This is a genomic window from Mesorhizobium sp. P160187 (assembly GCF_057766425.1).
The window spans coordinates 952,427-975,795 of the sequence record NZ_JBYMDX010000005.1 but is presented as its reverse complement, the minus strand read 5'-3'; the positions used below and the strand labels follow the sequence as shown (position 1 = coordinate 975,795).

At 63.6% G+C, this 23,369-nt stretch carries 29 protein-coding genes, 3 pseudogenes and 1 riboswitch; of the genes and pseudogenes, 12 read left to right on the top strand and 20 right to left on the bottom strand.

The window, feature by feature from the left end; translation table 11 throughout:
• Positions 1-39: 39 nt before the first annotated feature.
• The 3 genes and pseudogenes from AC3CCE_RS29520 to AC3CCE_RS29510 all read right to left on the bottom strand — a co-directional run.
• Positions 40-1,044 (bottom strand): ABC transporter substrate-binding protein, encoded by a 1,005-nt coding sequence (locus AC3CCE_RS29520; protein WP_352625823.1) that lies wholly within the window; start codon positions 1,042-1,044, stop codon positions 40-42.
• Positions 1,041-1,823 (bottom strand): ABC transporter ATP-binding protein, encoded by a 783-nt coding sequence (locus tag AC3CCE_RS29515; protein ID WP_352625822.1) that lies wholly within the window; start codon positions 1,821-1,823, stop codon positions 1,041-1,043. The genes AC3CCE_RS29520 and AC3CCE_RS29515 overlap by 4 nt, the downstream gene beginning before the upstream one ends.
• Positions 1,820-2,509 (bottom strand): annotated as a pseudogene (locus AC3CCE_RS29510) (ABC transporter permease); the annotation flags it as partial. The gene AC3CCE_RS29515 and the pseudogene AC3CCE_RS29510, both read right to left, overlap by 4 nt.
• Positions 2,510-2,606: 97 nt before the next feature.
• Here AC3CCE_RS29510 and AC3CCE_RS29505 point away from each other — a divergent pair.
• The gene (locus AC3CCE_RS29505) at positions 2,607-3,803 is read left to right on the top strand and encodes an IS256 family transposase (RefSeq protein ID WP_488377099.1); all 1,197 of its coding nucleotides are present in this window, start codon (positions 2,607-2,609) and stop codon (positions 3,801-3,803) included.
• Positions 3,804-4,266: 463 nt separating this feature from the next.
• Here the strand turns inward: AC3CCE_RS29505 and AC3CCE_RS29500 are convergent, their stop codons facing one another.
• On the bottom strand, positions 4,267-4,875 hold the full coding sequence (locus AC3CCE_RS29500; protein WP_352627448.1) for a YkoF family thiamine/hydroxymethylpyrimidine-binding protein: 609 nt from the start codon (positions 4,873-4,875) through the stop codon (positions 4,267-4,269).
• Positions 4,866-4,978: riboswitch (TPP riboswitch) on the bottom strand. (Overlaps the previous gene by 10 nt.)
• 219 nt (positions 4,979-5,197) lie before the next feature.
• On the opposite strand from AC3CCE_RS29500, the gene AC3CCE_RS29495 reads away from it, so the two are divergent.
• From AC3CCE_RS29495 to AC3CCE_RS29480, 4 genes and pseudogenes are all read left to right on the top strand, one after another.
• Positions 5,198-5,299 carry a hypothetical protein gene (locus AC3CCE_RS29495; protein ID WP_488377247.1) on the top strand — a complete coding sequence of 34 codons (102 nt, stop codon included), beginning with the start codon at positions 5,198-5,200 and terminating at the stop codon, positions 5,297-5,299.
• Positions 5,287-5,376, top strand: a pseudogene (locus tag AC3CCE_RS29490) (GSU2403 family nucleotidyltransferase fold protein); the annotation flags it as partial. The gene AC3CCE_RS29495 and the pseudogene AC3CCE_RS29490, both read left to right, overlap by 13 nt.
• A gap of 45 nt (positions 5,377-5,421) precedes the next feature.
• Positions 5,422-5,577: a hypothetical protein gene (locus AC3CCE_RS29485; RefSeq protein ID WP_488377235.1), complete on the top strand. Its 156-nt coding sequence runs from the start codon at positions 5,422-5,424 to the stop codon at positions 5,575-5,577.
• A 250-nt stretch (positions 5,578-5,827) separates the two neighbouring features.
• Positions 5,828-6,079, top strand: a complete 252-nt coding sequence (locus tag AC3CCE_RS29480; RefSeq protein WP_023670362.1) for a hypothetical protein — start codon at positions 5,828-5,830, stop codon at positions 6,077-6,079.
• Positions 6,080-6,239: 160 nt separating this feature from the next.
• Here the strand turns inward: AC3CCE_RS29480 and AC3CCE_RS29475 are convergent, their stop codons facing one another.
• From AC3CCE_RS29475 to AC3CCE_RS29460, 4 genes are all read right to left on the bottom strand, one after another.
• Positions 6,240-6,479, bottom strand: a complete 240-nt coding sequence (locus AC3CCE_RS29475) for a DUF2934 domain-containing protein (RefSeq protein WP_023684825.1) — start codon at positions 6,477-6,479, stop codon at positions 6,240-6,242.
• 92 nt (positions 6,480-6,571) lie between these two features.
• Positions 6,572-6,787 carry a hypothetical protein gene (locus tag AC3CCE_RS29470; RefSeq protein ID WP_023670360.1) on the bottom strand — a complete coding sequence of 72 codons (216 nt, stop codon included), beginning with the start codon at positions 6,785-6,787 and terminating at the stop codon, positions 6,572-6,574.
• 97 nt (positions 6,788-6,884) lie between these two features.
• On the bottom strand, positions 6,885-7,214 hold the full coding sequence (locus AC3CCE_RS29465; RefSeq protein WP_023670359.1) for a DUF1236 domain-containing protein: 330 nt from the start codon (positions 7,212-7,214) through the stop codon (positions 6,885-6,887).
• 342 nt (positions 7,215-7,556) lie between these two features.
• Complete coding sequence (locus tag AC3CCE_RS29460; RefSeq protein WP_352538142.1) at positions 7,557-7,859, bottom strand: hypothetical protein; 303 nt, start codon at positions 7,857-7,859, stop codon at positions 7,557-7,559.
• A 160-nt stretch (positions 7,860-8,019) separates the two neighbouring features.
• Here AC3CCE_RS29460 and AC3CCE_RS29455 point away from each other — a divergent pair, with 160 nt between their 5' ends.
• Both AC3CCE_RS29455 and AC3CCE_RS29450 read left to right on the top strand, forming a co-directional pair.
• Positions 8,020-8,349: a hypothetical protein gene (locus AC3CCE_RS29455; protein WP_023740113.1), complete on the top strand. Its 330-nt coding sequence runs from the start codon at positions 8,020-8,022 to the stop codon at positions 8,347-8,349.
• Positions 8,316-8,450: pseudogene (locus AC3CCE_RS29450) on the top strand (PRC-barrel domain containing protein); the annotation flags it as partial. The gene AC3CCE_RS29455 and the pseudogene AC3CCE_RS29450, both read left to right, overlap by 34 nt.
• A 300-nt stretch (positions 8,451-8,750) precedes the next feature.
• Here AC3CCE_RS29450 and AC3CCE_RS29445 read toward each other — a convergent pair.
• From AC3CCE_RS29445 to AC3CCE_RS29435, 3 genes are all read right to left on the bottom strand, one after another.
• Positions 8,751-8,972 (bottom strand): hypothetical protein, encoded by a 222-nt coding sequence (locus AC3CCE_RS29445; protein ID WP_023670355.1) that lies wholly within the window; start codon positions 8,970-8,972, stop codon positions 8,751-8,753.
• Between the two features lie 266 nt (positions 8,973-9,238).
• On the bottom strand, positions 9,239-9,646 hold the full coding sequence (locus AC3CCE_RS29440; RefSeq protein WP_023749548.1) for a heme-copper oxidase family protein: 408 nt from the start codon (positions 9,644-9,646) through the stop codon (positions 9,239-9,241).
• A 154-nt stretch (positions 9,647-9,800) separates the two neighbouring features.
• On the bottom strand, positions 9,801-10,037 hold the full coding sequence (locus tag AC3CCE_RS29435; RefSeq protein ID WP_023670353.1) for a hypothetical protein: 237 nt from the start codon (positions 10,035-10,037) through the stop codon (positions 9,801-9,803).
• A 233-nt stretch (positions 10,038-10,270) separates the two neighbouring features.
• On the opposite strand from AC3CCE_RS29435, the gene dinB reads away from it, so the two are divergent.
• The 3 genes from dinB to AC3CCE_RS29420 all read left to right on the top strand — a co-directional run bounded on the left by dinB (position 10,271) and on the right by AC3CCE_RS29420 (position 12,181).
• Entirely contained in the window at positions 10,271-11,512 is a 1,242-nt protein-coding gene (gene dinB / locus AC3CCE_RS29430) for a DNA polymerase IV (protein ID WP_352627443.1), read from the top strand.
• A 285-nt stretch (positions 11,513-11,797) separates the two neighbouring features.
• Positions 11,798-11,896, top strand: a complete 99-nt coding sequence (locus tag AC3CCE_RS29425) for a putative RiPP precursor (protein ID WP_352627441.1) — start codon at positions 11,798-11,800, stop codon at positions 11,894-11,896.
• A gap of 192 nt (positions 11,897-12,088) precedes the next feature.
• Entirely contained in the window at positions 12,089-12,181 is a 93-nt protein-coding gene (locus AC3CCE_RS29420; protein ID WP_352627439.1) for a putative RiPP precursor, read from the top strand.
• A gap of 91 nt (positions 12,182-12,272) precedes the next feature.
• Here AC3CCE_RS29420 and AC3CCE_RS29415 read toward each other — a convergent pair whose 3' ends face one another.
• The 9 genes from AC3CCE_RS29415 to minC all read right to left on the bottom strand — a co-directional run bounded on the left by AC3CCE_RS29415 (position 12,273) and on the right by minC (position 20,143).
• Positions 12,273-13,448 carry a hypothetical protein gene (locus AC3CCE_RS29415; protein ID WP_352627437.1) on the bottom strand — a complete coding sequence of 392 codons (1,176 nt, stop codon included), beginning with the start codon at positions 13,446-13,448 and terminating at the stop codon, positions 12,273-12,275.
• A 145-nt stretch (positions 13,449-13,593) separates the two neighbouring features.
• A complete protein-coding gene (locus AC3CCE_RS29410) occupies positions 13,594-14,475 on the bottom strand; it encodes an EamA family transporter (protein ID WP_352627435.1) in 882 nt (293 codons plus the stop codon).
• A 365-nt stretch (positions 14,476-14,840) separates the two neighbouring features.
• Positions 14,841-16,031 (bottom strand): integrase core domain-containing protein, encoded by a 1,191-nt coding sequence (locus tag AC3CCE_RS29405; protein WP_488377155.1) that lies wholly within the window; start codon positions 16,029-16,031, stop codon positions 14,841-14,843.
• A gap of 120 nt (positions 16,032-16,151) precedes the next feature.
• Positions 16,152-16,733 (bottom strand): dihydrofolate reductase family protein, encoded by a 582-nt coding sequence (locus tag AC3CCE_RS29400; RefSeq protein WP_023727785.1) that lies wholly within the window; start codon positions 16,731-16,733, stop codon positions 16,152-16,154.
• 165 nt (positions 16,734-16,898) lie between these two features.
• On the bottom strand, positions 16,899-17,435 hold the full coding sequence (locus AC3CCE_RS29395; RefSeq protein ID WP_352627420.1) for an SRPBCC family protein: 537 nt from the start codon (positions 17,433-17,435) through the stop codon (positions 16,899-16,901).
• Positions 17,432-17,869 carry an ArsR/SmtB family transcription factor gene (locus AC3CCE_RS29390; RefSeq protein ID WP_352627422.1) on the bottom strand — a complete coding sequence of 146 codons (438 nt, stop codon included), beginning with the start codon at positions 17,867-17,869 and terminating at the stop codon, positions 17,432-17,434. The genes AC3CCE_RS29395 and AC3CCE_RS29390 overlap by 4 nt, the downstream gene beginning before the upstream one ends.
• A gap of 306 nt (positions 17,870-18,175) precedes the next feature.
• On the bottom strand, positions 18,176-18,448 hold the full coding sequence (gene minE, locus AC3CCE_RS29385; protein WP_023684809.1) for a cell division topological specificity factor MinE: 273 nt from the start codon (positions 18,446-18,448) through the stop codon (positions 18,176-18,178).
• The gene (gene minD, locus AC3CCE_RS29380; RefSeq protein WP_023670342.1) at positions 18,445-19,260 is read right to left on the bottom strand and encodes a septum site-determining protein MinD; all 816 of its coding nucleotides are present in this window, start codon (positions 19,258-19,260) and stop codon (positions 18,445-18,447) included. The genes minE and minD overlap by 4 nt, the downstream gene beginning before the upstream one ends.
• A 49-nt stretch (positions 19,261-19,309) precedes the next feature.
• On the bottom strand, positions 19,310-20,143 hold the full coding sequence (gene minC, locus AC3CCE_RS29375; RefSeq protein ID WP_352627425.1) for a septum site-determining protein MinC: 834 nt from the start codon (positions 20,141-20,143) through the stop codon (positions 19,310-19,312).
• A gap of 210 nt (positions 20,144-20,353) precedes the next feature.
• Between minC and AC3CCE_RS29370 the strand changes: the two genes are divergently transcribed.
• A complete protein-coding gene (locus AC3CCE_RS29370; protein ID WP_023754659.1) occupies positions 20,354-21,406 on the top strand; it encodes a Bug family tripartite tricarboxylate transporter substrate binding protein in 1,053 nt (350 codons plus the stop codon).
• Complete coding sequence (locus AC3CCE_RS29365; protein WP_352510901.1) at positions 21,406-23,364, top strand: tripartite tricarboxylate transporter permease; 1,959 nt, start codon at positions 21,406-21,408, stop codon at positions 23,362-23,364. The genes AC3CCE_RS29370 and AC3CCE_RS29365 overlap by 1 nt, the downstream gene beginning before the upstream one ends.
• Positions 23,365-23,369 lie beyond the last annotated feature (5 nt).

The following is a 23,369-nucleotide window of genomic DNA, read 5'->3' as shown; positions in this document are numbered from 1 at the left end:
TAATCTCCCCCCTTGCGGGGGAGATCAGCAGTTCGAACCCTACCCTAGATACGCGTTGCTGAAATATCCTTCAAAACCCGGCCGCTCCTTCAGCGCCTTGCCGTCGGCGTCGAGCAGGATGCCGGCGTTGAAGAGATAGGTTCCGATCGCCTCTATCTTGCCCTTGTCGATGGTGCCTATAACGCCGTCTTGGCTGCGCAAGAAGTGCCCGTCGACCAGCATCTTCAGCGAAGCGTGGATCAGCGCCGGATCAGTCAGCGCGTCCTTGTTGGAAGCGATCAGCAGATCGCCGGCCTCCTGCGCATGGTCGACTGCGAATTGATAGCCGCGCCGCGTTGCCTCGACGAAGGCCGACGCCGCTTTCGGGTTTGCCTGGAGATAGGCATCGCTTGAGGCAATGACGGTGGTGTGCTCGTCGGGCACGCCGTAGTCGGCGTAGCGGAAGCCACGCTGCCTGATGCCTTTCAGTTCGGCATCGACGCCTTCCCAGGTCGAGACTTCCAGCGTGAAGTCGACCGAGCCGTTGGCCAGCGCCTCATAGGCCGAGGTGCCGAGCGTCACCGTCTCGAAACTGCCCTTGCCGCCATCGTGGCGGATGATGGTCGAGATCAGCGTGTTTTCCCAGGCGCTGCCGAAGCCGCCATAGGTCAGACCGTCGAGATTCCTGGGGCTCTTGATCTCGCCGCGATCCGCGTTGAAGACCAGCCGGCCGGTCTCTTGCTGCACCACGGCGTAGACCGCCCTGAGATCGGCGCCCGCGGCGCGCTGGGTGAACAGGCCGACGCCGGCAATGCCGAAATCGGCGATCCGGTTGGCGACCAGTGTGCCGGCGCCGGTATCGCCATAGGGCAGGATGTCGACGGCAAGCCCGGCCTCGTCATAAAAGCCTTTGTCGCGGGCAACGAACAGGCCGATGTGGTTGGTATTGACGGTCCAGTCGAGCGCGACGGTGATTTTTTGCGCAGCCGCATGAGCGCGCGAGGCCAGCGGCAGTCCGGCTGCCAGCGTCAAAAGCAGGGCTTGTCGGCGGGTGAATTCGGTCATGAAAAACTCCTTTGAGCGGTCTGCGGGGACGAGACACGGTCGATCGGCGGATCGAGCAGCGTGTCGAGGATTTCGGCTTCAAGTGCTGCCGCCTGGTGCGCGGCATCACTGCCGGTGGTGCGCGGGCGCGGAAGCGGCACGGCAATCTCGCTGACGATGCGGGCCGGCCGCGCCGACATCAGATAGATTCGATCGGAGAGGTAGACGGCTTCGCGCACGTCATGGGTGATCAGCAGCGCGGTCCAGCGGTGGCGCTGCCACATGCCTTCCAGCCAGCGCTGCATACCCGCGCGGGTCAGTGCATCCAGCGCGCCAAAGGGCTCGTCGAGCAGCAGCATGTCGCGCTGCTGCACCACGGTGCGCAAAAGGGCGGCGCGCTGGCGCATGCCGCCGGAAAGCTCGGCCGGCCAGGCGCGCTCAAAGCCGGCAAGGCCGAACTCAGCGAACAATGGCGCAACGGACGCGCGCGCCTCACGGCGCTTCATGCCCTGCACCTCCAGCCCCAGCGTCACATTGTCGATGACGCGTCGCCACGGCATCAGCGCGTCGCGCTGCGGCATGAAGGCGAAGGGGCTGCCCTGCAATGGCGCGCCGTCGAAGCGCATGTCGCCCTCACCTTTCAGCGCGCCGGTCAGCAACTGGAACAGCGTCGACTTGCCGGCGCCGGAAGGGCCGAGGATGGAGACGAACTCGCCGGCCGCGACATGAAGCGAAATGCCGGCGAGCACCTCAAGCGCGCCGAAGTTCTTCCTGATGTCCCGGAGTTCGAGCCGCGTCATTGACGGTTCTCTTCTGCAGCTTCAACCTTGCCGTCGCGGCTTTCGCTCCCTGCATTCTCCCAAGGCATGGCGAAGCGCTGGACGAGCACCGAAATGGCGAACAAGACAAGCGTGAGCGCGGCGCTCACGGCGACCGCGGCGAGCACCAGATCGGGCCGAAAGTTGTTCTTGGCATTGAGCATGTAGATGCCCAGCCCCTTCGCCGCCCCCGCATATTCGGCGAAGATCGCGCCGACCACGGCGTAGGTGATGGAGATGCGCAGCCCGGCGAAGAAATAGGGCAGCGCCGAAGGCAGGCGCGCCAGCCAGAAGATACGCCAGCGCCCTGCCCCCATGGCCGCGAGCATCTGCGAAATCTCCTTGCTGGTCGCAGCAAAACCTTCGACCAGCGCGACCATCATCGGGAAGAAGGTGACGAGCGCCACAAGCAGGATCTTTGGCATCAGCCCGAAGCCGAACCACAGCACGATGAGCGGCGCGATCGCGACCAGCGGCAAGGTCTGGCTGACGATCAGCAGCGGAAACAGCGCGCGGCGCAGCGGGGCCAAGAAATCGACCAGCGCCGAAAACACGAAGGCAGCGACCAACGAGCAGGCGAAGCCGGCTGATGTGGCGCGGATGGTAGGCAGCGTGTTGTCGGCCAGGGCGGCGCGATGCTCCCAGGCCTGCTGCAGCACGCGCGACGGGTAGTGTGCTGAGAGTTCTGCAAATTCGCTGAGAGGGGGCGGTCATGGCAGGCTGGTGATTGTTCACGTCACCTGATTCCCGCGAAGGAACGCCACCATGACCAAGACTGAAGTTAAGACCGCCAGCGCTGCCGTCAAAGACATTTTGCTTTCGAACCCGGATGGATTGCACGAGGTGCTCCGTGCGGTGATGCAGGAGGTGCTTGAGGCCGAGATGGACGAGGCGCTGGGTGCCTCGAAGAGCGAGCGCACGCCCGAACGGCTTGGCTATCGCTCGGGCTATTACGGCCGTACCCTTGTGACGCGGGTCGGCAAGCTCGAGCTGCGGGTTCCGCAGGACCGTGCCGGGCGCTTCTCCACCGAGCTGTTCGAGCGCTACCAGCGTTCCGAGCGGGCCTTGGTGGCGACGCTGGCGGAGATGTATGTGCAGGGCGTGTCGACCCGCAAGGTGAAGGCGATCACGGAAGAACTGTGCGGCCATGCCTTCTCGGCCTCGTCGATCTCGGCCATCAACAAGCGGCTGGACGAGAGCCTCGCTGCCTTTGCCAGGCGCCCCCTTCAAGAGCCGTTTCCTTACCTCATCCTCGATGCGCGCTACGAGAAGGTGCGTGAAGCCGGTGTTGTCATGAGCCAGGCGGTGCTGATAGCGGTCGGTATCGACTGGGACGGAAGGCGCCAGATCCTGGCCGTGGAGATGGCCAATCGCGAGAGCCGCTCGGCCTGGAGGGACTTCCTCGTCGGCCTCAAGGCGCGCGGCCTCAAGGGCGTCGAGTTGGTCGTGTCCGACGATCACGCCGGCCTGGTGGCAGCGATCGGCGAGGTGATCCCCGAAGCCGCCTGGCAACGCTGCTACGTGCACTTCCTCAGGAACGCGCTCGATCATCTGCCGAGGAAGCACGGCGACGACTGCCTGCAGGAATTGCGCTGGCTCTACGACCGGCGCGATCTCGCAGAGGCCAGGGCTGATCTTGCCGCATGGCTTGCCAAATGGTCGGCACGCTATCCGCGCCTGACAGGCTGGGCCGAGGATGCCATCGAACAAACCCTGACCTTCTTCAGGCTGCCGAGACAGCACCACAAGCATCTCAAATCCACCAACATGCTGGAGCGGCTCAACGAGGAAATCCGCCGGCGCACCTATGTCGTGCGCATCTTCCCCAACACCGAAAGCTGCCTGCGCCTGGTCAGGGCGTTGGCCGTCGAGACCAATGAAAACTGGATGGAGGCCAACCGATACATCAATATGGACGTCCTGCGCGAGCACAAGAAGCTCGCTCTGCGCCAAGCCGCATGACCAGCATCATGGCCGCCCCATTTTGCAGAACTTGACGCACACAACCGCGCGACGGCGCCGGCAGCATGATGGGGGCAGCGCCGCCATAGCGGGCGTAGAGCTCCCAGGCCGCGAGGAGCAGGGCGAAGGCGCAGGCGGCGGGGATGGTCTTGGCGATGGCTGCGGCTAATCTCCCCCCTCGAGGGGGAGATGTCGCCGAAGGCGACAGAGGGGGTCGTCTCGCATAGAGCGGCCACGCCTTGCCGATGCGAAAAGGACGTCGGCGCTCCACGCGGTGGGACCCCCTCTGGCCTGCCGGCCATCTCCCGCTCGAGGGGGGAGATTCGTGGGCATCGCGGTCTTCGCCAATCGCCAATGGCTCCCCTCCTCTTTGTGCTGAGGGGTCAGGGGCATCTCCTCCACGCAATGGGTCAGATAAACCAGCCACGGCAACATCCTCAAGGAACGACGCTTGAGCCGCGGCTCAGACGGCGCTCGGGCTGTTCGCCGAGATCGTGATGTCGAGGGTGACGTGGCCGGCGCCGGGGCCGAAGCGGCAGAAGGCCTCGTTGAGCGTGGCAAACACGGCACCGGCATCGCCACGAAATTTGGTGCAGAAGTTCTTTGAGCGCTCAAAGACGCCGGACTGTTTCAGGAAATCGATGCAGCCGTAGATCTCGTCCATATGGTCGCCCGTGCCCATAACGTAGAGCGAGAACTGCGCCGCCACCGGCTGGCCGGTCGACGGCGTGGCCTGGACAGCGCGGATCGCGGCGATCTTGCGCTCGTCCAGCGGAATGGCGGGGCCGCCGGTCTCGTCGGAGCGGCAGATCGGATCGTCGGGCTCGCCCGGACAGCCGCGCGAGACCGCTGCCGAAAGCACGCAGTGCTTGCCGCTTCTGGCCGCCGCGACGAACAGGTCGCGCATGGCGGGAAACAGCACCTCGGGCGGCCCGACCATAAGCGTCGAGATGTCGTCGGTTTCGATCCGCAGCCGGTCGCGCCACGGATCGAGCGCGCCGAGCGCGCCAAGGATGACGCCGACGAAATCGTCGGTCATGGGATAAAGGGAAATCTGTGCGCCTGAAAACATCGCCCGCCTCGCTCCGCTGGTATTATCCAGATCAGCTTTAGGGTCCGAAGGCTTGCCGCCCTCATCTCAGCCCCGACCATACGGAGCACCCCTGTGGATGAGCGGGTTAAAGCATTGTTCGCGACATTGGGGAAGCCGTTTGTTGAAGGCACTGCGGCAAAGTGTTTTGGGCCAGACGGGCCGGGCGCCCGGGCGTTCAGAGCGACTCGTCAGTTCGTTGCGTTATAAGATTTCCACGAATTTCTTATAACTGCGTTGGAATTCAAGCTGATAAACGTAATTATAAGAAAACGGCAGAGCCTCCGCCCAGCCCTTACGGTTTCTGGATTTCCTTATCCGCGACCCCATCCGAACTGTGCTGCTGCATCGCTCGGGCTTGCCTGTGCTGGTCCCCTCGCCCAGCGCTAAGCCATCCACAAGCTGATCGTCGCCTCGCGACGCGGGCCGAGCGCTGGCGCCAAGCGGGAGAAGGATCTCCATCAAGCGCGCCTGCTGACCCAAGCGCTCGAAGCCACACGTCGCCAGGACGACCTTGCCTTCGCCTTCATGGAAGCGTGGGACAAGGGCGAAAACTGGCGCGAGACGATCCGGCGCGGCTTGAACCTGTTCGACGCCGACACGAGGGAAACAGTCAACACCATCCTGGGAAAAGCCCTCCGCGAAATTGGTGCGACTCCTGAAGGATTCACGATGCGTGATTAGCTGAAGCGACCGCTGCTATATTCATTGCCATCGTCCCAACCGTACGAAATTGGCTTGACGCTGATTCGTACATAAAGTACGATATCTCTTTTCGCAGAGAGGAATGTCCTTGAGCACAGCGAACCATGTTGCCTTCGCCGATCTCTCTCGTCCTTTGCTGTCACCCCCGTCGTTGCCGCCGCCTTTGTTGCCGCCCCCTTTGTTGCCCTTGTCATTCGATCAGTGCGAACGCCTCGCCGGGGCTTGGCGAATGGCTAGCCAGGACATCGCCGACGACATCCGCTTCATCCGCCAATATCTGAAAGTCGTTGCCGAGAAGAACGAGAGGCTGTCGACCGGCACCCTTGTTCACAGCCGCGCCTATGTCGAGGCCTGCGCCGGCTGGCTGCCACAGACCGTGACGCGCTATCTGCGCCACCTGCGCCAGATCACCGAATGCGAACTGGCTATGACAGCTGCCGGGATTCGCTTTGCGCTGTCGAGTTATGCCTGGGAGGCATGAGGGGCGGCTGTCGCCAAACACAAGGAATTGCGCTGCCCGTCGCAGGCGCAATTCGTCAGGTTGAGAGGCTCGGGCGCGCCTGAACGGCGGGCGCCAAGGATGGCCCGGCCAGCGAATTCCGGCCTTGCTCTATTTCGACTGGCCTCGTTTCAACTTGGCCTTATTTCGATTTGGCTTTGCCGGACTTTGCGGCGGCAGGCTTCGCTGCCTTTGGCTTGGCGGCTGCCTTGGCGGGCTTGGCGTCAGCTTTCTTCGCCGCCTTTTTTGGCTTGGCGACCGCGCCATCGACTTCAGCCGTGGCCTGCTCCCAGTGTTCCTGATGCGCGCCTTCAGGCCGGCCGGCCTTTTCCCAAATCTCGTGCGCGCGCTGGCGAATGCGGTCCTGTTTGTCGTCCGTCACTTAAGCCTCCGTGGTTGGGTCCGGTCGGTTGGTCCAGATTCCACGAAAACATTAGCCGAAAATTCGGCCGGCGTCTTGAGTGACGAGACATCTCAGCGCGGGTCGGAAATCACCGCAACGCCGAGCAGCGCCGCCTTCTTGACGATCAGCCCCGCGAGGTCGGCATCCGAACGATCGGTGCCGGTGCGCTCCCGCAGGAGCGCGATCGCTTCCTTCATCGATAACAGCGCCGTGTTGCGCTCGGCCAGCAACTTGTCGCAACACGCCGCAACATTGGCGGAGTTCGGGGTCTCGACATGCGGCAACATGGCAATTCTCCTTCATCATGTTCATCATTCGGCCCTGCCGCCCTTTTAGGAAGAACGACAGGGCCGTATCACCGATGAATGGTTAGGTTGTCGAGCGTTACTCGACCACCTCGACAATCCTGCGCGTGCTGGGGTCGACCAACACGGTATGGTTGTCGACGACGGCGTATCTGTACTGAACGTCGGGAACCTCCTGCAGCTCGACAGTGTCAGGCAAGGCAGTGCCGACATTCAATTCGACGCCGAGCAGATTGACCGAGGCAAGCGGATGTTTCTTTACGTATTGGTGCACGACCGTGCGCTGTTCCGGGGTGATGATCACCTGCTGCTGTGCCGGCTGCGTGACGATGACCTCGTCGGCGGCGGCAATGCCGATACCAGCGATCATGGCGAGCCCGGCGACGGCGGGAATAAGGATGGTTTTCATCTTCGTCTCCTGTCGTTGTTGGCGAGCTCCGCCGTGTTCCCGCATGAGGCGAAAACAGCGCAGATCGAGGTGGCGGGCTCCTGGAGGCAAACGCAGCCGGTACGGTCTTGTTCCGCAAGCGGAGACTAAATTGATCGGCTTCCCGGTCATGCCAGCAGAACCCGCACCCGCAAGATTCGCATTGAAGCACAATCCCTCAGGAGACCTTCGACGTGGACGATGCACGGCTCCAAATTCCGGTGGCGATCGCGGCCGGCGCCGGCATTGATCCGGTGACCGCGTCGCCCGGCCAAGACCGGAACCGACCGCCTTCGTGCCACGCCGTGAAGTTTCAAGCAAAGGTCATTGCTTCGGCGGCTGCGCAGGCACCTCGCCAGGCTTGATCACCGGCGTCTTGCCCTGGTCCGGCGGCGGCTGCGTCATACCCTGGTCACCACTGGGCGGCGGCTGCAGCACGCCGCCGCAGGGACCGAGCGTGCTGGTCGATTCGCCACCGCCATTGGCGACCGGCGGCTTCCGAGCATCGTCCTGAGGCTGCGCCTGGCAAGGCGCGGCAGGGCCGTTCCGGTCGCCATTGTCCTGCGCAGCCGCCGGGTCGGCCAGCGCCAAGAGCAGCACGCATGGGATGAGGGGGAAAGTCTTCATGGTCCAGCTCCTCTGGATTCATCTCCTTGGCAAAACAGACTAGTCCTTGGCAAAGCAGACTGGCGGCAATTGGTTCCACGGAGATGGAGTGGTTGCCGGAACCTGACAGCCGGAAGTGAGTTCCACCTTCTCGACGCAAAGCCGCCCAGAGGAGGCAATCATGGAAGAACGAAACAGAAAACCCAATGACGAGGTCGAGGCGCCACCGAGCAAAAACGATGCCCGCGACACGATCGCCAATGACGAGGTGGAGGCGCCGACGCCGCGCCGGCAGGATTGGGATGCGCTGCGTGGCGCAACGGTCCTGCCCGACGGAGCAGATGAGGAAAGCCTGCCGGACACCACCGGAGTCGAGAAGGAAGGCGAACTGCCCGAGGAGGATGACGACAACCCCTACCAGGACAGTGACGATGCCTTGCCCGACGACGCCGAGGAAGCCGCCATTGGTCACGACCTGGCGAGGCGCGGCGGCCCGTTCGACGAGGTGTAAGGGCAGCGACCGCGGACTTTCGAGAGGTTTCCCGGGACGTCCACGCCGTCACCAGTTGGACCAAGGATGAGCTGAAGGCGATGCCGGAGCATCGCGATTGATATTTCGAAGGATCCGGCTGGTCTGATCCTTCGTTTAAGGCGCCTTGGCGGTTTGGTTAAATTTAGCCCTTGTGGTCAAGGGCCGGCGGCGACGCAATCTCGGCACGTTCGACAGCCGCGAGGCAGCCGAGAAGCACGAACGCGAAGCCCAATATCTCAAGCGCCGTTGAGGCCGCTCGCCTGAATCTTCAAAGTGCGCAAGATATCCCCGCCGCGGGCGGCGTAGACACGCTCCAGCATCGCAACGCTGCGAACCGGGCCATCGCCCGCCGGCATTTGAGTGCCGACGGGCTCTGACCTTCAATTCGACCCGGGATCGCCGAGCGCCTCGGTGACGAAGGACGCCGCGATCAGGTCGTCGGCGTCGAGGCGTAGGGAGCCTTCGACACCCCCCATGATGGCCGCGACCTTCTGGAAGGTCTGCATCTCGTGTTCAGTAACGCTGGCGTCTCGCATCCTGGCTTTCAGATCGGCGATGCGTCGGCCCAGTGAGGCCGACGTTCCGATTTCTCTGTTCGACATGGTGGCCTGCTCCTCCCCCAACCCATGCTGTGGACGTACTCAAGTCTGCCTATATATAAGGCAGCGCGAATACAGTCGCCGCAACGCGCGATATCTGGGAAGGTTCCGGCGCCAAATAGTCACGAAATAATACGTGGTGGGACTCGGGTATGTTAAGCGCCGACGCGGCGATAGACACCGCAGCCAGCGGCTGCGGCCATCGGCCTGGCCAACCCGTGTCGCGGGTCGCGAATGCGGGTCGGACTTTGATCGCCGCGCGCGAACAGTCAGCGAGAGGCCGGAACCACGCCGGACACCGAGCGCGCCGTTTCGGGCGAAAACACCACGAAAGCAAAAACCAGAACGGCAGCGGCGATAATGACCGAGCCGCCGGCGACGATCGGTTCAAGCGCCGGGTTTCCCTGCAGCATCACATACAGCGCCGGCAGCATGATCACCAGGCCGAGTGTGTAGAGCCCGTAGTGGATCATGGCGATGCGACGCGCCGCCTTTTGCGGATTGAGCGCGTAGTAGCCGCCGAAGATGGCGCTCGTCACCCAACCGAGCAGATTGATATGCGCGTGCGCCGGAAAAGCGGCGTGGTCACCCGAGATCGCCATCTGCAGGCCGGCCGCAATCCCCAACATCAGGAACAAGATGGCAGTTTTGAAAAAGAGTTCTGAAACCCTCGGCATGTCATTTCTCCCCCTATGCGGTCTGCGACCGCTTGCGACCTGGAGAATACACCCACGCGCAGAACTTTTCCACGCCCCGGTTATGGGGCCATGCCTGCACAGCTTTTTGCACGCTGTTCGACTTTTCTGGCTGCCACAACCCGGCGCCGCCGCGCTACGGCGTCAGCAAGATGTCGGCGCCCGCTCGCTCGTCGAACACCACCGCGCAGCCGCGCCCCAGCGCCACTGCCGACAGCGCGTTGGCCACCGTCTCGTCCGGCGATACGAAATCACCGGTCAGCACTCGCAACTCCTCCACCGCCCTGGCCATTGACACGCAGTGCCCGGCAACGCGATCGCTCGTGCAGGCGTCAATGACGCTGACGAGGTCGATCATCTCGAACTGGCCCATACCGGCCTCCACAAAAACAGCGTCCCGTCGCGGATATGAACGCCGAGGCGAGAGACAATGTTCCGCAGGTCCGATGCCCAGGCGGAGCACTCGACAGCCCGCCCTGGAACGGGCCGGCCGGCGACAACCGCTTCGCTTGACAATAGGCCCTGTTTGTTCTCTATTTGTTCGGCAAAAACGCCTCTCACAACAGACGCGGCTAATGCTGCAACGCCGCAAAGGGAACGGTCGGGATGGAGCCCACCATCCTGCATGCGGATCTCGACGCCTTCTACGCCTCGGTCGAGCAGCTGCTCGACCCGGCGCTCAGGGGCAAGCCGATCGCCGTCGGCGGCGGCGTCGTGCTTGCCGCTTCCTACGAAGCCAGGGCTTTCGGCGTGCGCGGCGGCATGCCCGGACGACGCGCGCGCGAGCTTTGCCCCGGACTGATCTTCGTCGGCGGCCATTTCGCCGACTATCAGCGGCTGGGCGACGCCGCCATCAAGGTGCTCGACGATTTCACGCCGCTGGTCGAGCGGATTTCCATCGATGAAGCCTTTGCCGATGTGGCCGGCTGCACGCATCTGTTCGGACCGCCGGCCGAGATCGCCGCCACGGTGCGTCGGCGCGTCCGGGCAGAGCTCGGCCTGCCGATCTCGATCGGCGTGGCGCGCACCAAGCATCTGGCCAAGATCGCCTCGCAGGTGGCCAAGCCCGACGGCCTAGTGGTGGTCGATCCGAACACCGAACTTGCCTTCCTGCATGATCTGCCGGTCGGCCTGATGTGGGGCGTCGGCCCGGCGACCAAGGCGCGGCTGGCCGAGATCGGCATCGAGACCATCGGCCAGTTGGCAAAGACGCATAGCGGGGCGCTGCGAAGGTTGCTCGGGCCCGCCGCCGGCGAAAAGCTGGCGTCGCTGGCATGGAACCGCGACCCGCGAAAGCTCGAAACCCACAGGCGGTCGCATTCCGCCGGCGCGCAGTCGGCGCTTGGCAGACGGCCGGCCGAAGCGCGTATCTTCGGACCCGTGCTGCTGCATATGGCAGACCGGGTCGCCAGCCGGCCCAGGGCGAAATCACGGCCCGGGCGCACGGTGACGGTGCGCGTGCGTTTCGCCGATCTGCACGCCGTCACACGCTCGCTGACGCTCGATCAGCCGATTTCGGCAACCGCGATGCTGGCCGAAATCGCCGGGGAGCTGGTGCGCGGCGTGCTGGCCGCCAACCCTCGGGAGAAGACCATCTCGCTGCTGGCGATCTCGGTGTCGCAGCTGGAAGAAAGTGCCGAGCTGCAGCTGGAGCTGCCGCTCGGGCTTGCCGATGAAAAGCAGCGACCCGGCAGCAGGCAAGGCCTGGCGCGCTTTGGCGCCGACCGCGCCATCGACAAGATCCGCCAGCGCTTTGGCAGAGAGGCTGTCGGCTATGGCGCCGTGGCGCTGGAAGCCCGGCGCTCGGTTCCCGATGCTTTCAGGGAACTGGCGGAGAGGGAACTGTGAGTGCGGCGCGACGGCAAGGCCAATGTTTAGGCTGGGCCCGTCCGCGCTGCATTGCCGCTCTGTTTGAGCAGGCCGACCAACCAGGCCAGACCCGCCGCAGTTTCGGACATTTTTCGCACCGCAACCCGGCCACGCCATGCACGCCCAAGAACAACGCTTTGTCGATGAAGGTGGACTTGCGGTTAGTGCATCGGGACCAAGAAAACCCGGGGCGGGACGACGGCGCCGCGAAGGTTGACAGTGCCGATCCGTCTGGCATTATCGCGTAAGCTTGGAGGATTTACTATGAAGAAAAACTATTCGAAGCCTGTTCTGGTCAAAAAAGGCAAGCTTTCGCAGGTTACAGCGGTCGCCAATGGCGCGGGTTCCGGCCCGATCGAGTGAAGTTGTTGAGTTCGGACTGTCGCCTGATCTGGCGGCCTCGCCTGACACTGGAGATGCGGCATGGCAAGCTCTCGCAGGTTACAGCCGATAATGGTAACGGCTCCGGGCCGGTCGCCGACTAACAGCCGATCATCCGGACGCCTCGTGCCGTCTGGCCGGGAACAGGGCTTTGCCCGACGTGGAGAGTGGAAAATGAGGAAGATCTATTCCAAGCCGGTGCTGGTAAAAAAGGGAAAGCTCTCGCAGATCACCGCGAACGGCGCTTCTGCTCCTATTCCGGGCTAAACTCGTTCCCCCGGTAGATCGAGATCCTCCTGACAGAGTCGGGCGGCTTGATCGTTTCCGGAGCATGATCTCCCGCAGGCGGCGGGACCGTTCAGCGCACAACCACCAGATCGTCGAGCACGAGCTGCCAATAGTGGCTCGTTGAAAGGCGCACGCGCGTCACCGCCGCCAGCATCGGCGCGTAGTGGACGGGCGCCAGTGCCGACAGGACGATCGTGTCGCTGGCGATCAGCCGGTCGCCAAGCCAGCTCTCGACCAGTGCGGTTTCGCCTTCGGACTTCAACCATGCCGCCGTCAGCATCACGGAATGGAATCCGAACGGTTTGTCGCTCGAGAATTCGGCCGGATGTCCGCTGCTCGTATAGCAGACATGGTCTCCCGAGATATTGCCGTTGACGTAACCTTCACTGCCTTCGGTATGATCGCGCGCAAGTGCGTTCAGGTTGAACCAGGTCAACCCGGCATAACCGGACGGCACCTTGCGCAGACCGCGCGTGGTGATGTCGTCGAAACCGATGGCCTGCGAGGACGCGGCGCTGTCGACAGCCGCGTTCTCGGGCGACAGCAGGCCGAGTTCGGTCGGGTAGGCCGACAAGGCCAGTCGTCGTTCCATGCCATCGCCGGTGACTTCGATCGCGTCGGCGTCATCGGGCAGATCGAGACGGAAGCCAGCCCCAGCACTTAGCGGATGCACTGCCACCTCTTGCCCTTTCGCCATCACCGAGATGCTCGCCGAAGCACCGTCCGCTACGCGGCCGCTGAGCCGGCGTATCGCAAACAGGCCGACCGGCTGCAGCATTGCTTCCGAGACCAGCCCGGTGGGCGAGCCCGGCAGCGGCCGGAGGTGCTGCGACTGGACCTCGTTGGCGCTGCTGGAGCGCCAGCCGGGCGGAACCGACACGGTGAAGCGGTAGCTGCCCGGCACATGGATGGGCGCGGCCCGACGTTTCGCCGACGCCAGGAAATTGGCAAAGCCGCCGCGATTGCTCCGCGCCGCGGCGACGAAGCAGCCGTCGCCATCATGCAGTCTGACCATGATGCCGGCCATCGGGCGGTCGCCGAGCCCGTAGCGGCCGTCACGATCGGCATCGAAGTAGACAAAGGTCGAATGATTGAGCTTGCCGTGGTTGCCCGACCAGTCCCGGCGCACGGCGTAGTCGTTGGCCGGATCTTCACGAAGCCGGGCTCTGAGACGAGACCGCGCCAGCCGCCAGGCGAGAGCCGCAACGACAGCGGCGAACCCGACAAGGAGTATTGCCTTGATCACGGACGGCTCAAGCAATGCTGTCGGCCCTGCTCATCTGGATCTCCTGCACATACATCGATCCATATATCGATGCTGCAGGCGCTTGAGCAACCGGACACGGGACCGGCGGACCACGGCATCGGCGTCACATACCCATTTCAGGCACCTATTCCGGCGATGGCACCGGCGGCTTGGTGGTCAGCGCGGCTCCGAAGGCGGCGACGACCACGGCGGCGATGCCCGCGCATTGCAACGGGCTCAGGATCTCGTGCAGGAACAGGAAGCCGGCCAGCGCGCCCAGCGCCGGCTCCAGACAGGTCAGCGTGCCGTAGAGCCTGGCCGGCATCCGGGTCAGCGCCACCATCTCCAGCCAGAACGGCAAGGCGCTGGAGAACAGCCCGACCAGCAGCGCGCTGACCAGGATCGCGGGTGCGATGAGGTTCGTGCCCGCCTCGGCCAGACCGAACGGCAGGCCGACGGCAGCGGCAATGACCAGCCCGTAAGCCGTGGTCTGGCTGCCAAGCTCCGCGCCGGCCTTTTGTGCAAAGACGATGTAGAGCGCCCAGCAGCCGCCGGCGGCCAGCGCCAGCATCACGCCGATCGGGTCGAGTGCACTGCCGGAGTGGATGAAGGGCGACAACAGCAATATGCCGGCAACGGCCAGCACCACCCAGACGAAGTCGGTGGCGCGCCGCGACGACAGCGTCGCCACGAGCAGCGGGCCGGAGAATTCGAGCGCCACCGCGACGCCGAGCGGAATTCTGGCGAGCGCTGCATAAAACAGCAGGTTCAGCGCCGCGAGGTTGACGCCGTAGGCGATGAGCCAGGGCAGCACGGCGCGCGACGGCCGCACCCGCCACGGCCTCAGCACCGCCGCCAGCATCAGCGCCCCCACGACCAGCCGCAGCGCCGTGGTGCCGTTGGCGCCAATCAGTGGAAACAGGCCCTTGGCGAAGGTGGCGCCGATCTGGATCGACACCATGGCGCCAAGCAACGCGCCGATCGGCAAGCCCTTCGCTTCAGCTGCGGCAATCGGCGTCGACGTCAATTCCAGTCCCTCCCCGCGCGACCAGCCGGCCGTAGCGCAGGCCGGAGATAGGGATAAAGGGCCTGGCTGTCGTGTGGCACGAGCGGGCTGTTGATAGGGCAAGGGTGGGAGGCGAACGCCGACGCATTTCCTCTCCCCCGTCGATCAGGGGAGAGGTGTCGAGCGTAGCTCGACGGAGTGGGGGTCGACCGTTCATCCGCCTGATTGCCTGCTTGCAGGCGTTTCGCCCCTCGCTCCGTCGCTCCTGTTTTGCGGCGACCGTGGGTTTCATGAGCGCCTTCCCCCACTCCGTCGCCGCTTCGCGGTGTCCAGCCGATAGATGGGTAACACTTTGAACCGGATACATAGGTGACACTTCTCTCCCCCTATGCGTCCGCCGCAGCGCCAAGCGGATTGGTTGGCGCGGCGCTGCGGCGGACAAGCTTCATGTGCCGTGTGTCGATGATGCCGAGCGGGTGGGCATGGAATGAGAGTGTCCATTGTCCGTCTTCGGTCTCCAACGCAGCGACCGGTTCGCCCGCCAGCGCTTGCGAGACATATATGAAGCCGCCATTCCATCGGATCTCGCCATTGTGGCGCACGCGGCGGACCGAGGCCTCGGCCGGATAGACGGGCTCGGGTGGTGTCCTGGGCATGGCGCGCTGTGAGGACCGGTAGTGCTGGGCGGGCGTATCCATGCCCAGCGCCTCATGGGGACGTTCCTCATTGTAGCTGTGGCGGAAGGTCTCGAAGGCCTGGCCCTGTGCCGTTCGGTCGGCTTCCGGTGCCTCGGCCATCGGCAGCATGGTCAGGTGAAAGCGCTCGTGACGTCCGTTCTGCTGTGGCCTGCCGGGTGCGATCCGCTCCAAGGTGATGCCGAGCTTGATGAAGCGCACGACAAGCGGCGTCAGCCCGGTGACGCCGGCCGATGCGAAGGGCGGGCCATTGTCGCTTCTGAAGCGATCCGGCAGGCCATGCTCTTCAAACAGCCGCTCAAACACCGGCCAGGCTTCGCTATCGGCCGTCGACCCCGTCGCTTCGAGCGCCAGAAGATAGCGGCTCGACGCATCCATCACCGTCAAGGGTTCGCAACGCCAGCCGTCGCGGGTCCGGAACCAGCCCTTGTGATCGCCAGTCCACACCGCGTTCGGCTCCAGCGGCTGTGGCCAGGGTCCATTGCCGCAGGCCCGCAGGCGGGGTCGCTTGCGGGCGCGGACAAGCCCATGCCGCGCAAGGATCGCGCCGACCGTCGAGGCTGAAGGCCACATGAACTCGCGAGCCGTGCGCCTGAGCCGTGCCACGATCTTCTTTGGACCCCAAAGCGGATGCAGCTCCTTGGCCGCCACAATCCGCTCAACCAGATCCTGAGCTGTCGCCCGGCCATGATTGAGCGGGGCTCGCGGCAGGTCGTGCAAACCCTCAGGCCCAAACGTCCGATAGCGTCCTAGCCATTTGTAGCCGTTCTTGCGTGAGATCCCGTAGGCCGCACAAAGCGCAACCATCGTCTCATCCCCAGAAAGACACTCCACAACAAACCGTAGCCGCTCGTCCATGATGCCAGTCTCTCGCCAAACCATCGCCGGTCCTCCGGCGGACAAGAAAACTGTCACCCATGCTATCGGTCCATTCTGTTACCTATCTATCCGGTTCGGACACCGGCGCCACCTCTCCCCCCTCCGGAGGGAGAGGAAAAGAGGCTAGCTCGCCAGCCCATACACCAGGCTCACCCGCCCATCCGACAGCTGGCCGACCTGGCGCAGCTCCAGTCCGTGCCGGGCGTGCACCGTGCCGAACAGCGCCTTGCCGTCGCCGGCGAGCAGCGGATAGACGATCAGCCGCATTTCATCCACTAGCCCCGCCTCGATCAGGCTGGCGGTGATGCGGGCGCCGCCCATGAGGTAGATGTCCTTGCCGGGCTCGCGCTTCAGCGCCGCGACGTCGTCGAGGCGGCGCAGGAAGCGCGTCGAGGCCCAGGCTGACGTCGTCATGGTGTTCGACAGCACATAGTGCGGGGTTTTCGCGGCAAAGCGCGCCCATTCGAGTTCGGCCGGGTCGACCAGTCTGCCGGTCATCGGCAATGGCTGGTCCGGCTCGTTCTGTTGGATCGCGCTCCAGTAGCGCTCATAACCGGCATACATGACGCCGCCGAGCAGGCAGGCGTCGATCTCAGGCATCAGGCCGTATTCCTCCGACCAGTTGTCGACCCAGTCGGCGAAGCCTTCGGGGCCTTCCATCTTGCCGTCGATGGAGATCTTCATTCCGGTGATCAATTTACGCATGACTTCCTCCTTCGGGCTTGCGGGATGCAAGCACGTTGCCTGGTTTCATTTCCGCTGGCGCGCCGCGGTGTCTGGCGAAGGCGCGTGTTTCGCCGGCCCTTGCGCCGGCATCCGGCGCAAGGGATCGATGGTGCCCGGTTGGACCGGGCGATGCGTTAGGTCAGGTCAGGCCGGCAGGCGCCGGTCGTATTCCGCCACGATACGGCTAAAGCTGTCCCAGAACGGTTCGGGCTTCTCGGCCGCTACGCGGGCAACCAGGAGGTCGAGATGCACGTGCCAGCCGGCGGCATGCATCATCAGGCTTGAGCGGTCCGGCAGGCGGCGGTGGACCAGGGTGAGCAGGACGTCGTCGCCGCGCTGCGCCAATTCGAAGGTGACATTGCCGCTGCCGTTCCAGGTGATGGTGAGCTTGCGCGGCGGATCGCACTCGACGATCTGGTTGTGCATCCGCTGCTCCCCGCCACTGAAGCTGGCCGGCCTGTCGCCGGGCGGGTCGGTCAGTTCGTCATTGCGCCAGACCAGATCGAAGGAAGAGCCTTCCTCCATCTCCATGTCGCCGGCCGCCAGCCATTGGCGGCGCAGATCGCTCTGCGTCAGATATTCCCAGACGCGCTCCCTGGTTCCGGGCAAAAGCCGTTCGATCCTCAACGTGGCCGGCTGGATCAGCTGGGCGTAGCCGTCGAAGCTGTTCATCTGGTTCATCGGTCGTCTCCCTCGGATGATGTTGGCCTGGATGTGTCTGGCTTGGGTGATTCCGGCTTCGATGGTTCTGGATTTGCCGGTGCCGGCGTTGTCGACGTTTTGCGCCCCGCCTCCTCGCGCAAAAGCTGTTCGAGGACATCGAGGCGGCTGTTCCAGAAACGCGCGTATTGGCCGAGCCACTGATAGGCGGTGGCCAGCGGGCGGGCCTCGAGGCGGCAGACATGGGTGCGCCCGCGCACTTCGCGCCGGATCAGCCCGGCATGCTCCAGCGCCTTGATGTGCTTGGAGGCGGCGGCCAGCGACATGGCAAAGGGCTGCGCCAACTCGCTCACCGTACGCTCGCCGCCGGCGAGGTGGTTAAGCATGTTCCGGCGCGTGGCGTCGCCGAGGGCGTGAAAAACCTGGTCCATCTGGGGCGCCTCTAATTCAACCATGTAGTTGAATATAGAGGCGAGATTTTAGATAGTCAACTAGTTGGTTGAATGTTTTTTGGGGAGAGGCGCTGGCCCCCTACCTCCCCCTTGTGGGGAGGTCGGACCGTAGGTCCGGGCGGGGGTACTAGCGCTGACCGTGGGGGATGTGGATTTCCTCTTCCCTCACGAAAGTCTGGGAGAGGAACCCAAGATGGCGGAGGTCCGCGCAGACCCCCACCCCGATCCGCTTTGCGGATCGACTTGCCGGGGCGAGCCACGGGTCTCGCCCGTCCTTCGGGCCCCCACAAGGGGGAGGGTAAAGTGCCCTCACCCAGCCATGGCCAGCGGCACTGCGCTCTTGTTGGGGATCTGGATGTCGATCTCCAGCGTCGACATGGTCTCGCCGCGGTCCATCGAGACCTGGAGATAATCCTGGTCGATCTGCACATGCTTGGCGATCACCGCCATGATCTCCTCGCGCAGGATGGAGACGAGATCGGGCTGGCTGCGGTTGCGGCGCTCATAGGCGAGAAGCACTTGCAGCCGTTCGCGCGCCACCGGCGCGCTGGTGCGCCGCTTGAAGATGTCGAGCAGGTTCATGCCGCCCTCCTTCCCAAAAGACGATCGAGGAAGCCCTTGCGCTCGAAGGGCACGATGACCGGCAGCTGTTCGCCCTCGAGCCGCTTGGCCGCGTCGATGTAAGCCTTGGCGGCGGCGTTCAGCGGCTCCGACAGCGTCACCGGCGAACCGAGGTTGGAGGCGCGCAGCACATCCTGGCTTTCCGGAATGATGCCGAGCAGCGGCACCGACAGTATCTCCAGCACATCGTCGATCGACAGCATTTCACCGCGCGCGGCGCGTCCCGCATCGTAGCGCGTGACCAGCACATGCTTGGCGATCTGCTCGCCCTCCTCGGCCCGCAAGGTGCGGGAATCGAGCAGGCCGATGATGCGGTCGGAATCGCGCACCGACGACACTTCCGGATTGGTGACGATGACCGCCTCGTCGGCAAAGCGCATGGCGAGTTGCGCGCCGCGCTCGATGCCGGCCGGGCTGTCGCAGAAGACATAGTCGAACACCGAGCGCAGCTTGCCGATGACCTCGGCCACGCCCTCCTCGGTCAGCGCATCCTTGTCGCGCGTCTGCGAGGCCGGCAGCAGGAACAAAGTCTCGACCCGCTTGTCGCGGATCAGCGCCTGCGACAGCTTTGCCGAGCCCTGGATGACGTTGACGAGGTCGAACACCACGCGCCGTTCGGCGCCCATGATCAAATCGAGGTTGCGCAGGCCGACATCGAAATCGACCAGCGCCACCTTCTTGCCGGTCTTGGCGACCGCCGCCCCCAGAGCCGCGGTAGAGGTCGTCTTGCCGACGCCCCCCTTGCCCGAGGTGACCACCACTACCTTGCCCATCAATAAAGCCTCCGTTGTTGTTCGTTATGTCGTTGTCGGGCGAGACGCATTAGCTGAAAGGGGCGATGCGCAGCATGCCGTTGTCGAGAAATGCCTGCACAGGCTTGCCCCGGACTGACGGGTCCATCTCCTCGGCCGTGCAATACCAGCCATCCACGGACAGAAGCTCGGCCTCGTTCCTGCGGCAGAAGACGCGCGCCGCCGTGTTCCCTTGAGCGCCTGCCGAAGCGCGGCCGCGCAGCGTGCCATAGACATGGATCGAGCCGGTGGCGACGATCTCGGATCCGGACGCGACCGAGCCCAGCACGATGACATCGCCATGCGGATGGAAGATGAGCTGGCCCGAACGGATCGGCGAGCGGATCATCAACGTGCCAGCGTCGGGTGCGGCAATTTTGGCATCTTTCGGCTGTGCCCTGGCATCGCTCGCCGGTTTCAAATCGCCCGCCTTCAAATCGCCGGCCTCTGCCTTGATGTCACCGGCCGCCTTCGTATCGCCTGCCGGCGTGGCGTCCTCCGCCCTGCCCGCCTTGCGGCTCGGCTGCAGCAGCAGCCCGTCGGTGGTCGCCTCCTTGGCGCCGACCAGCACCGGCGGCAGATGCGCGCCAAGCTCAGTGCCGCCGTCGAGCTCGATGGCGTAGATGCGAATGCCGCGCTGGCCGAGCAGATCGACCAGCGCTTCGATGGCCACGACATCGGGCTTCAGCACGTTCAGGTCGAGCACCACCGGGCGCCCGGCAAAATAGCCCGGCGAATTGCCGACCCAGCGATCGAGGCTCTCCAGCCAAACATCCAAAGGCGCCTCTGGCGTCAGCGTGAAAGCGACGAAGGAGCGGGCGCGAAAGCGAATGGACTTGGCCTCGAGGGGAGCGGCAAAGGTCACGGCGGGCGATTCCTTACTGAGAGGTAAACGCTAGCCGTGGTATGGTTAATGAAAGGTTAATGAACTGAATAACCGCATGGCAGATCGGACGCCAATTGGCGACACAGACCGCGACATTCACGAAACTAAGCGCGATTGCTAAGGAACAACGCTGGCGTTGCAAGGGCTATCTAAAGTATCACCACTGGGTGAAATCTGGGGCTTGGCGAGATGAAGTTCTTTCGTGTGGCGTTGGCGGCAATCACCGCCGCGGCAATCTACCTGCCGTCCGCGGCAAGCGGCGGCGAGATCGCTTGCGCAACCACCTACGCCGGCCGGCGAATCACCCTCGTTGTCCCCAACGCTGCCGGCGGCGGCTATGATACCTATGCCCGTGCATTTGCGCCGGCCCTTGCCAGCACGACCGAGCTCGATGTCAGGGTCGTGAATATGCCCGCGGCAGGCGGATTTGCGGCGCTAAAGCGTGTAACCAATGCGCCATCCGACGAACTGGTCCTTATGATTGAAAGCGTCTCCGACATAATTTCGCAAGGTGACATTCCGGCTGGCGTCGACAACTGGATGAATCGGCTAAATCCGATAGGACTGATTCACATCGATCCCGAAGCGTGGATCGTTCGGAACGATGTCGATTTGCAAAGCGCCAAACATCTGGTCGCGTCGGTTTCATCGCTTGAAGCCGGCATCCTGCCGATAGTGCTCACCGCGCACCTCCTCGATATCAAGGTCGACGTGGTCTCGGGCTATGAAGGCAGCGGCGCACTCATGTCCGCGCTCCTGCGTGGCGAAGGCGATATGACATCCAATTCATTGACGACAGGCTTGCGCTCGACCGCCGCAGGCGAAGCCAAAGTCGGTCTGGTTCTCACGGAGGGACCTGACCCGAACGCGCCAGGCGTGGCTTTCCTGGCGGGTGAAGGAGGGTTGGTGTGGCAGCGCAGCCAAGGCCTTTCCAAGGAGAAGCAGGAAGAACGATTGCGGTTGGCCATCGCCGTCGCGAAAGCTTCGGCGACAGCGCGGGGATTTTTTGCCCCTGCCGACATGGAGCAGAAATCGCTAGGTTGTCTTCGTGACGCCGTCTCCGCCGCGGTCAAGAGCGATGGGTTCAAGGTGGCGCTTGAAGCTCAGAAACGTCCAATCGAGCCGCGCGACGCCGACCAGACCGTCATCGTGATCAACGATATGCTCAGTGCCTTCCATGAGGCGGAAGCGTATCTGAAAAAACACCCGGAACTCGAGCGGGATGCGCGAGCAACGCGCTGATGACCGGATATTGGGCTGCCCTCGGCACTGGACTGGGCAATGTATTCTCCTGGCCGAACATACTGATCCCGGTGCTTGGCACCTTGGTTGCCATGGCTACGTCCTTTCTTCCAGGGATTGGCGGCGCCAGCCTTGCAACCCTTCTGCTGGTCGCAACCGTGCATTGGGATCCGGTATCGGTGTTGTTGCTGTTTGGCGCCCTGACCGGCGGCGCGACCTTCATGGGATCTATAACGGCTATCCTCTTCAACATACCTGGCAACGCGCCAAGCGCGGCAACCCTGCTCGACGGCCATCCGATGTCCAGGGCCGGCCTGCCTCGCACCGCGATAGCCGCCGCGGCAACGGCCTCGGCCGTCGGATCGGTTTTTGGCGTCCTCGTCCTCATAGCGCTCATGCCGATCATTCGGCCGTTCATCCTGCAATTCGGACCGTTTGAATACGTGCTGCTCGGCGTGTGGGGCCTGTCGACGATCATTGCGGTTCCAAGCGCGTCCCGTCTGAAAGCGCTGGCGATGGCGCTGCTGGGACTTTTGGTCGGTCTTGTCGGAACTGATCCGACCTATGGCCAACCACGCTGGACGTTTGGGAGCATCGCTCTCTTCGACGGCGTCGACATGGTCGCGCTGCTGCTTGGCTTTTTCACCGTTTCTGAAATCATCTCGTGGCGAAAAAGATTGCAGCTTGAAAAAGCGGCTGGCCTGGAAAACGCGAACGACTCGATCTGGACCGGTATGCTTGCTGTCTTTCGTCATTGGGGACTGACAATGCGATCGTCGGCCATCGGCGTGTTGGTCGGCATCATTCCAGGTGTTGGAGGAACGGTCGCCAGCTTCGTTGCCTACGGGCAGGCGATCCAGACAACCCCCAAGGACCAGCGCTCAAGGTTCGGATCTGGTGACATCAGGGGCATCATTGCGCCGGAAGCGGCCGTCGATTCGAAGGACGGAGGCTCGCTTCTGCCGACCGTTGCCTTCGGCCTTCCCGGCAGCGAGGGCGGCTTGATCCTGCTGACAGTCCTGACGGTACACGGCATCGTTCCGGGCATACCGATGCTGACGACCGGCTTGCCCCTGACGTTCACGTTGATTACCGCGCTGCTGGTGTCGAACCTGCTGACGTCCGCAGTGGGATTGGCGTTGACACCATATTTTGCGCGCCTGACTGCTCTCAGGATCGACCGCATCGCGCTCCCGATCATTGTCGTCAGCTTCGTGACGATCGTGCAGCTAAACGGGCTGCTGATCGATCTGTACGTAGCCGTCGCTTTCGGGCTGGCCGGCTACATGCTGAAGCGCCTCGACTGGCCGCAAATTCCTTTTGTCATATCATTCGTCCTGGGCGGCTTCATCGAGCGAAACCTGGCGCTCAGTGTGGAGTTGGCCCGTGTCGGCAGGCTGAACCCTCTACAACGGCCGGCGTCGTTGACGATCATGGTCATAATCGCGCTTTCCCTCGCATGGATCGTGCGCGGTGGTGTTTTGCCGCCGCGACGTGTCAAGCCAAAGCGTGCCGATGCCGCAGTCGCATGGCTGTTGACCGGTGGATGCGCTGTGCTGGCAGCGATATCGCTCCAAGGGCAGCCAGGCTATTCGATCTTCGCGCAGGCCGTGGCCTGGTGTTGTCTGTTTGCGATGCTCGCGGTCGCCCTTGTGCAAACGATCTCGCTTGTTGGCCACGAGAAACAGGGAGGCGAACGGACCTATACGATCCCGGAAAGCCATCGTGTGCCGTTGATGATGATGCTCCTGTTGCCGGTCGCTGTCTGGCTGGCGGGCGTCCCGGCGGCGCTGTCCCTGTTTACCCTGGCATGGATTGCAGCCGGTCAGAAGCTGACCTTGAAGTCGGCGACACTGGCATCTTGCACCTCGGTTGCGGTCGCAGTCGCGACCTGGTTTTATCTCGATCGGATAGCCGCTATCGACCTTCCCGCTTCTGCGATGTCGCACTTATTCTAGTGGTC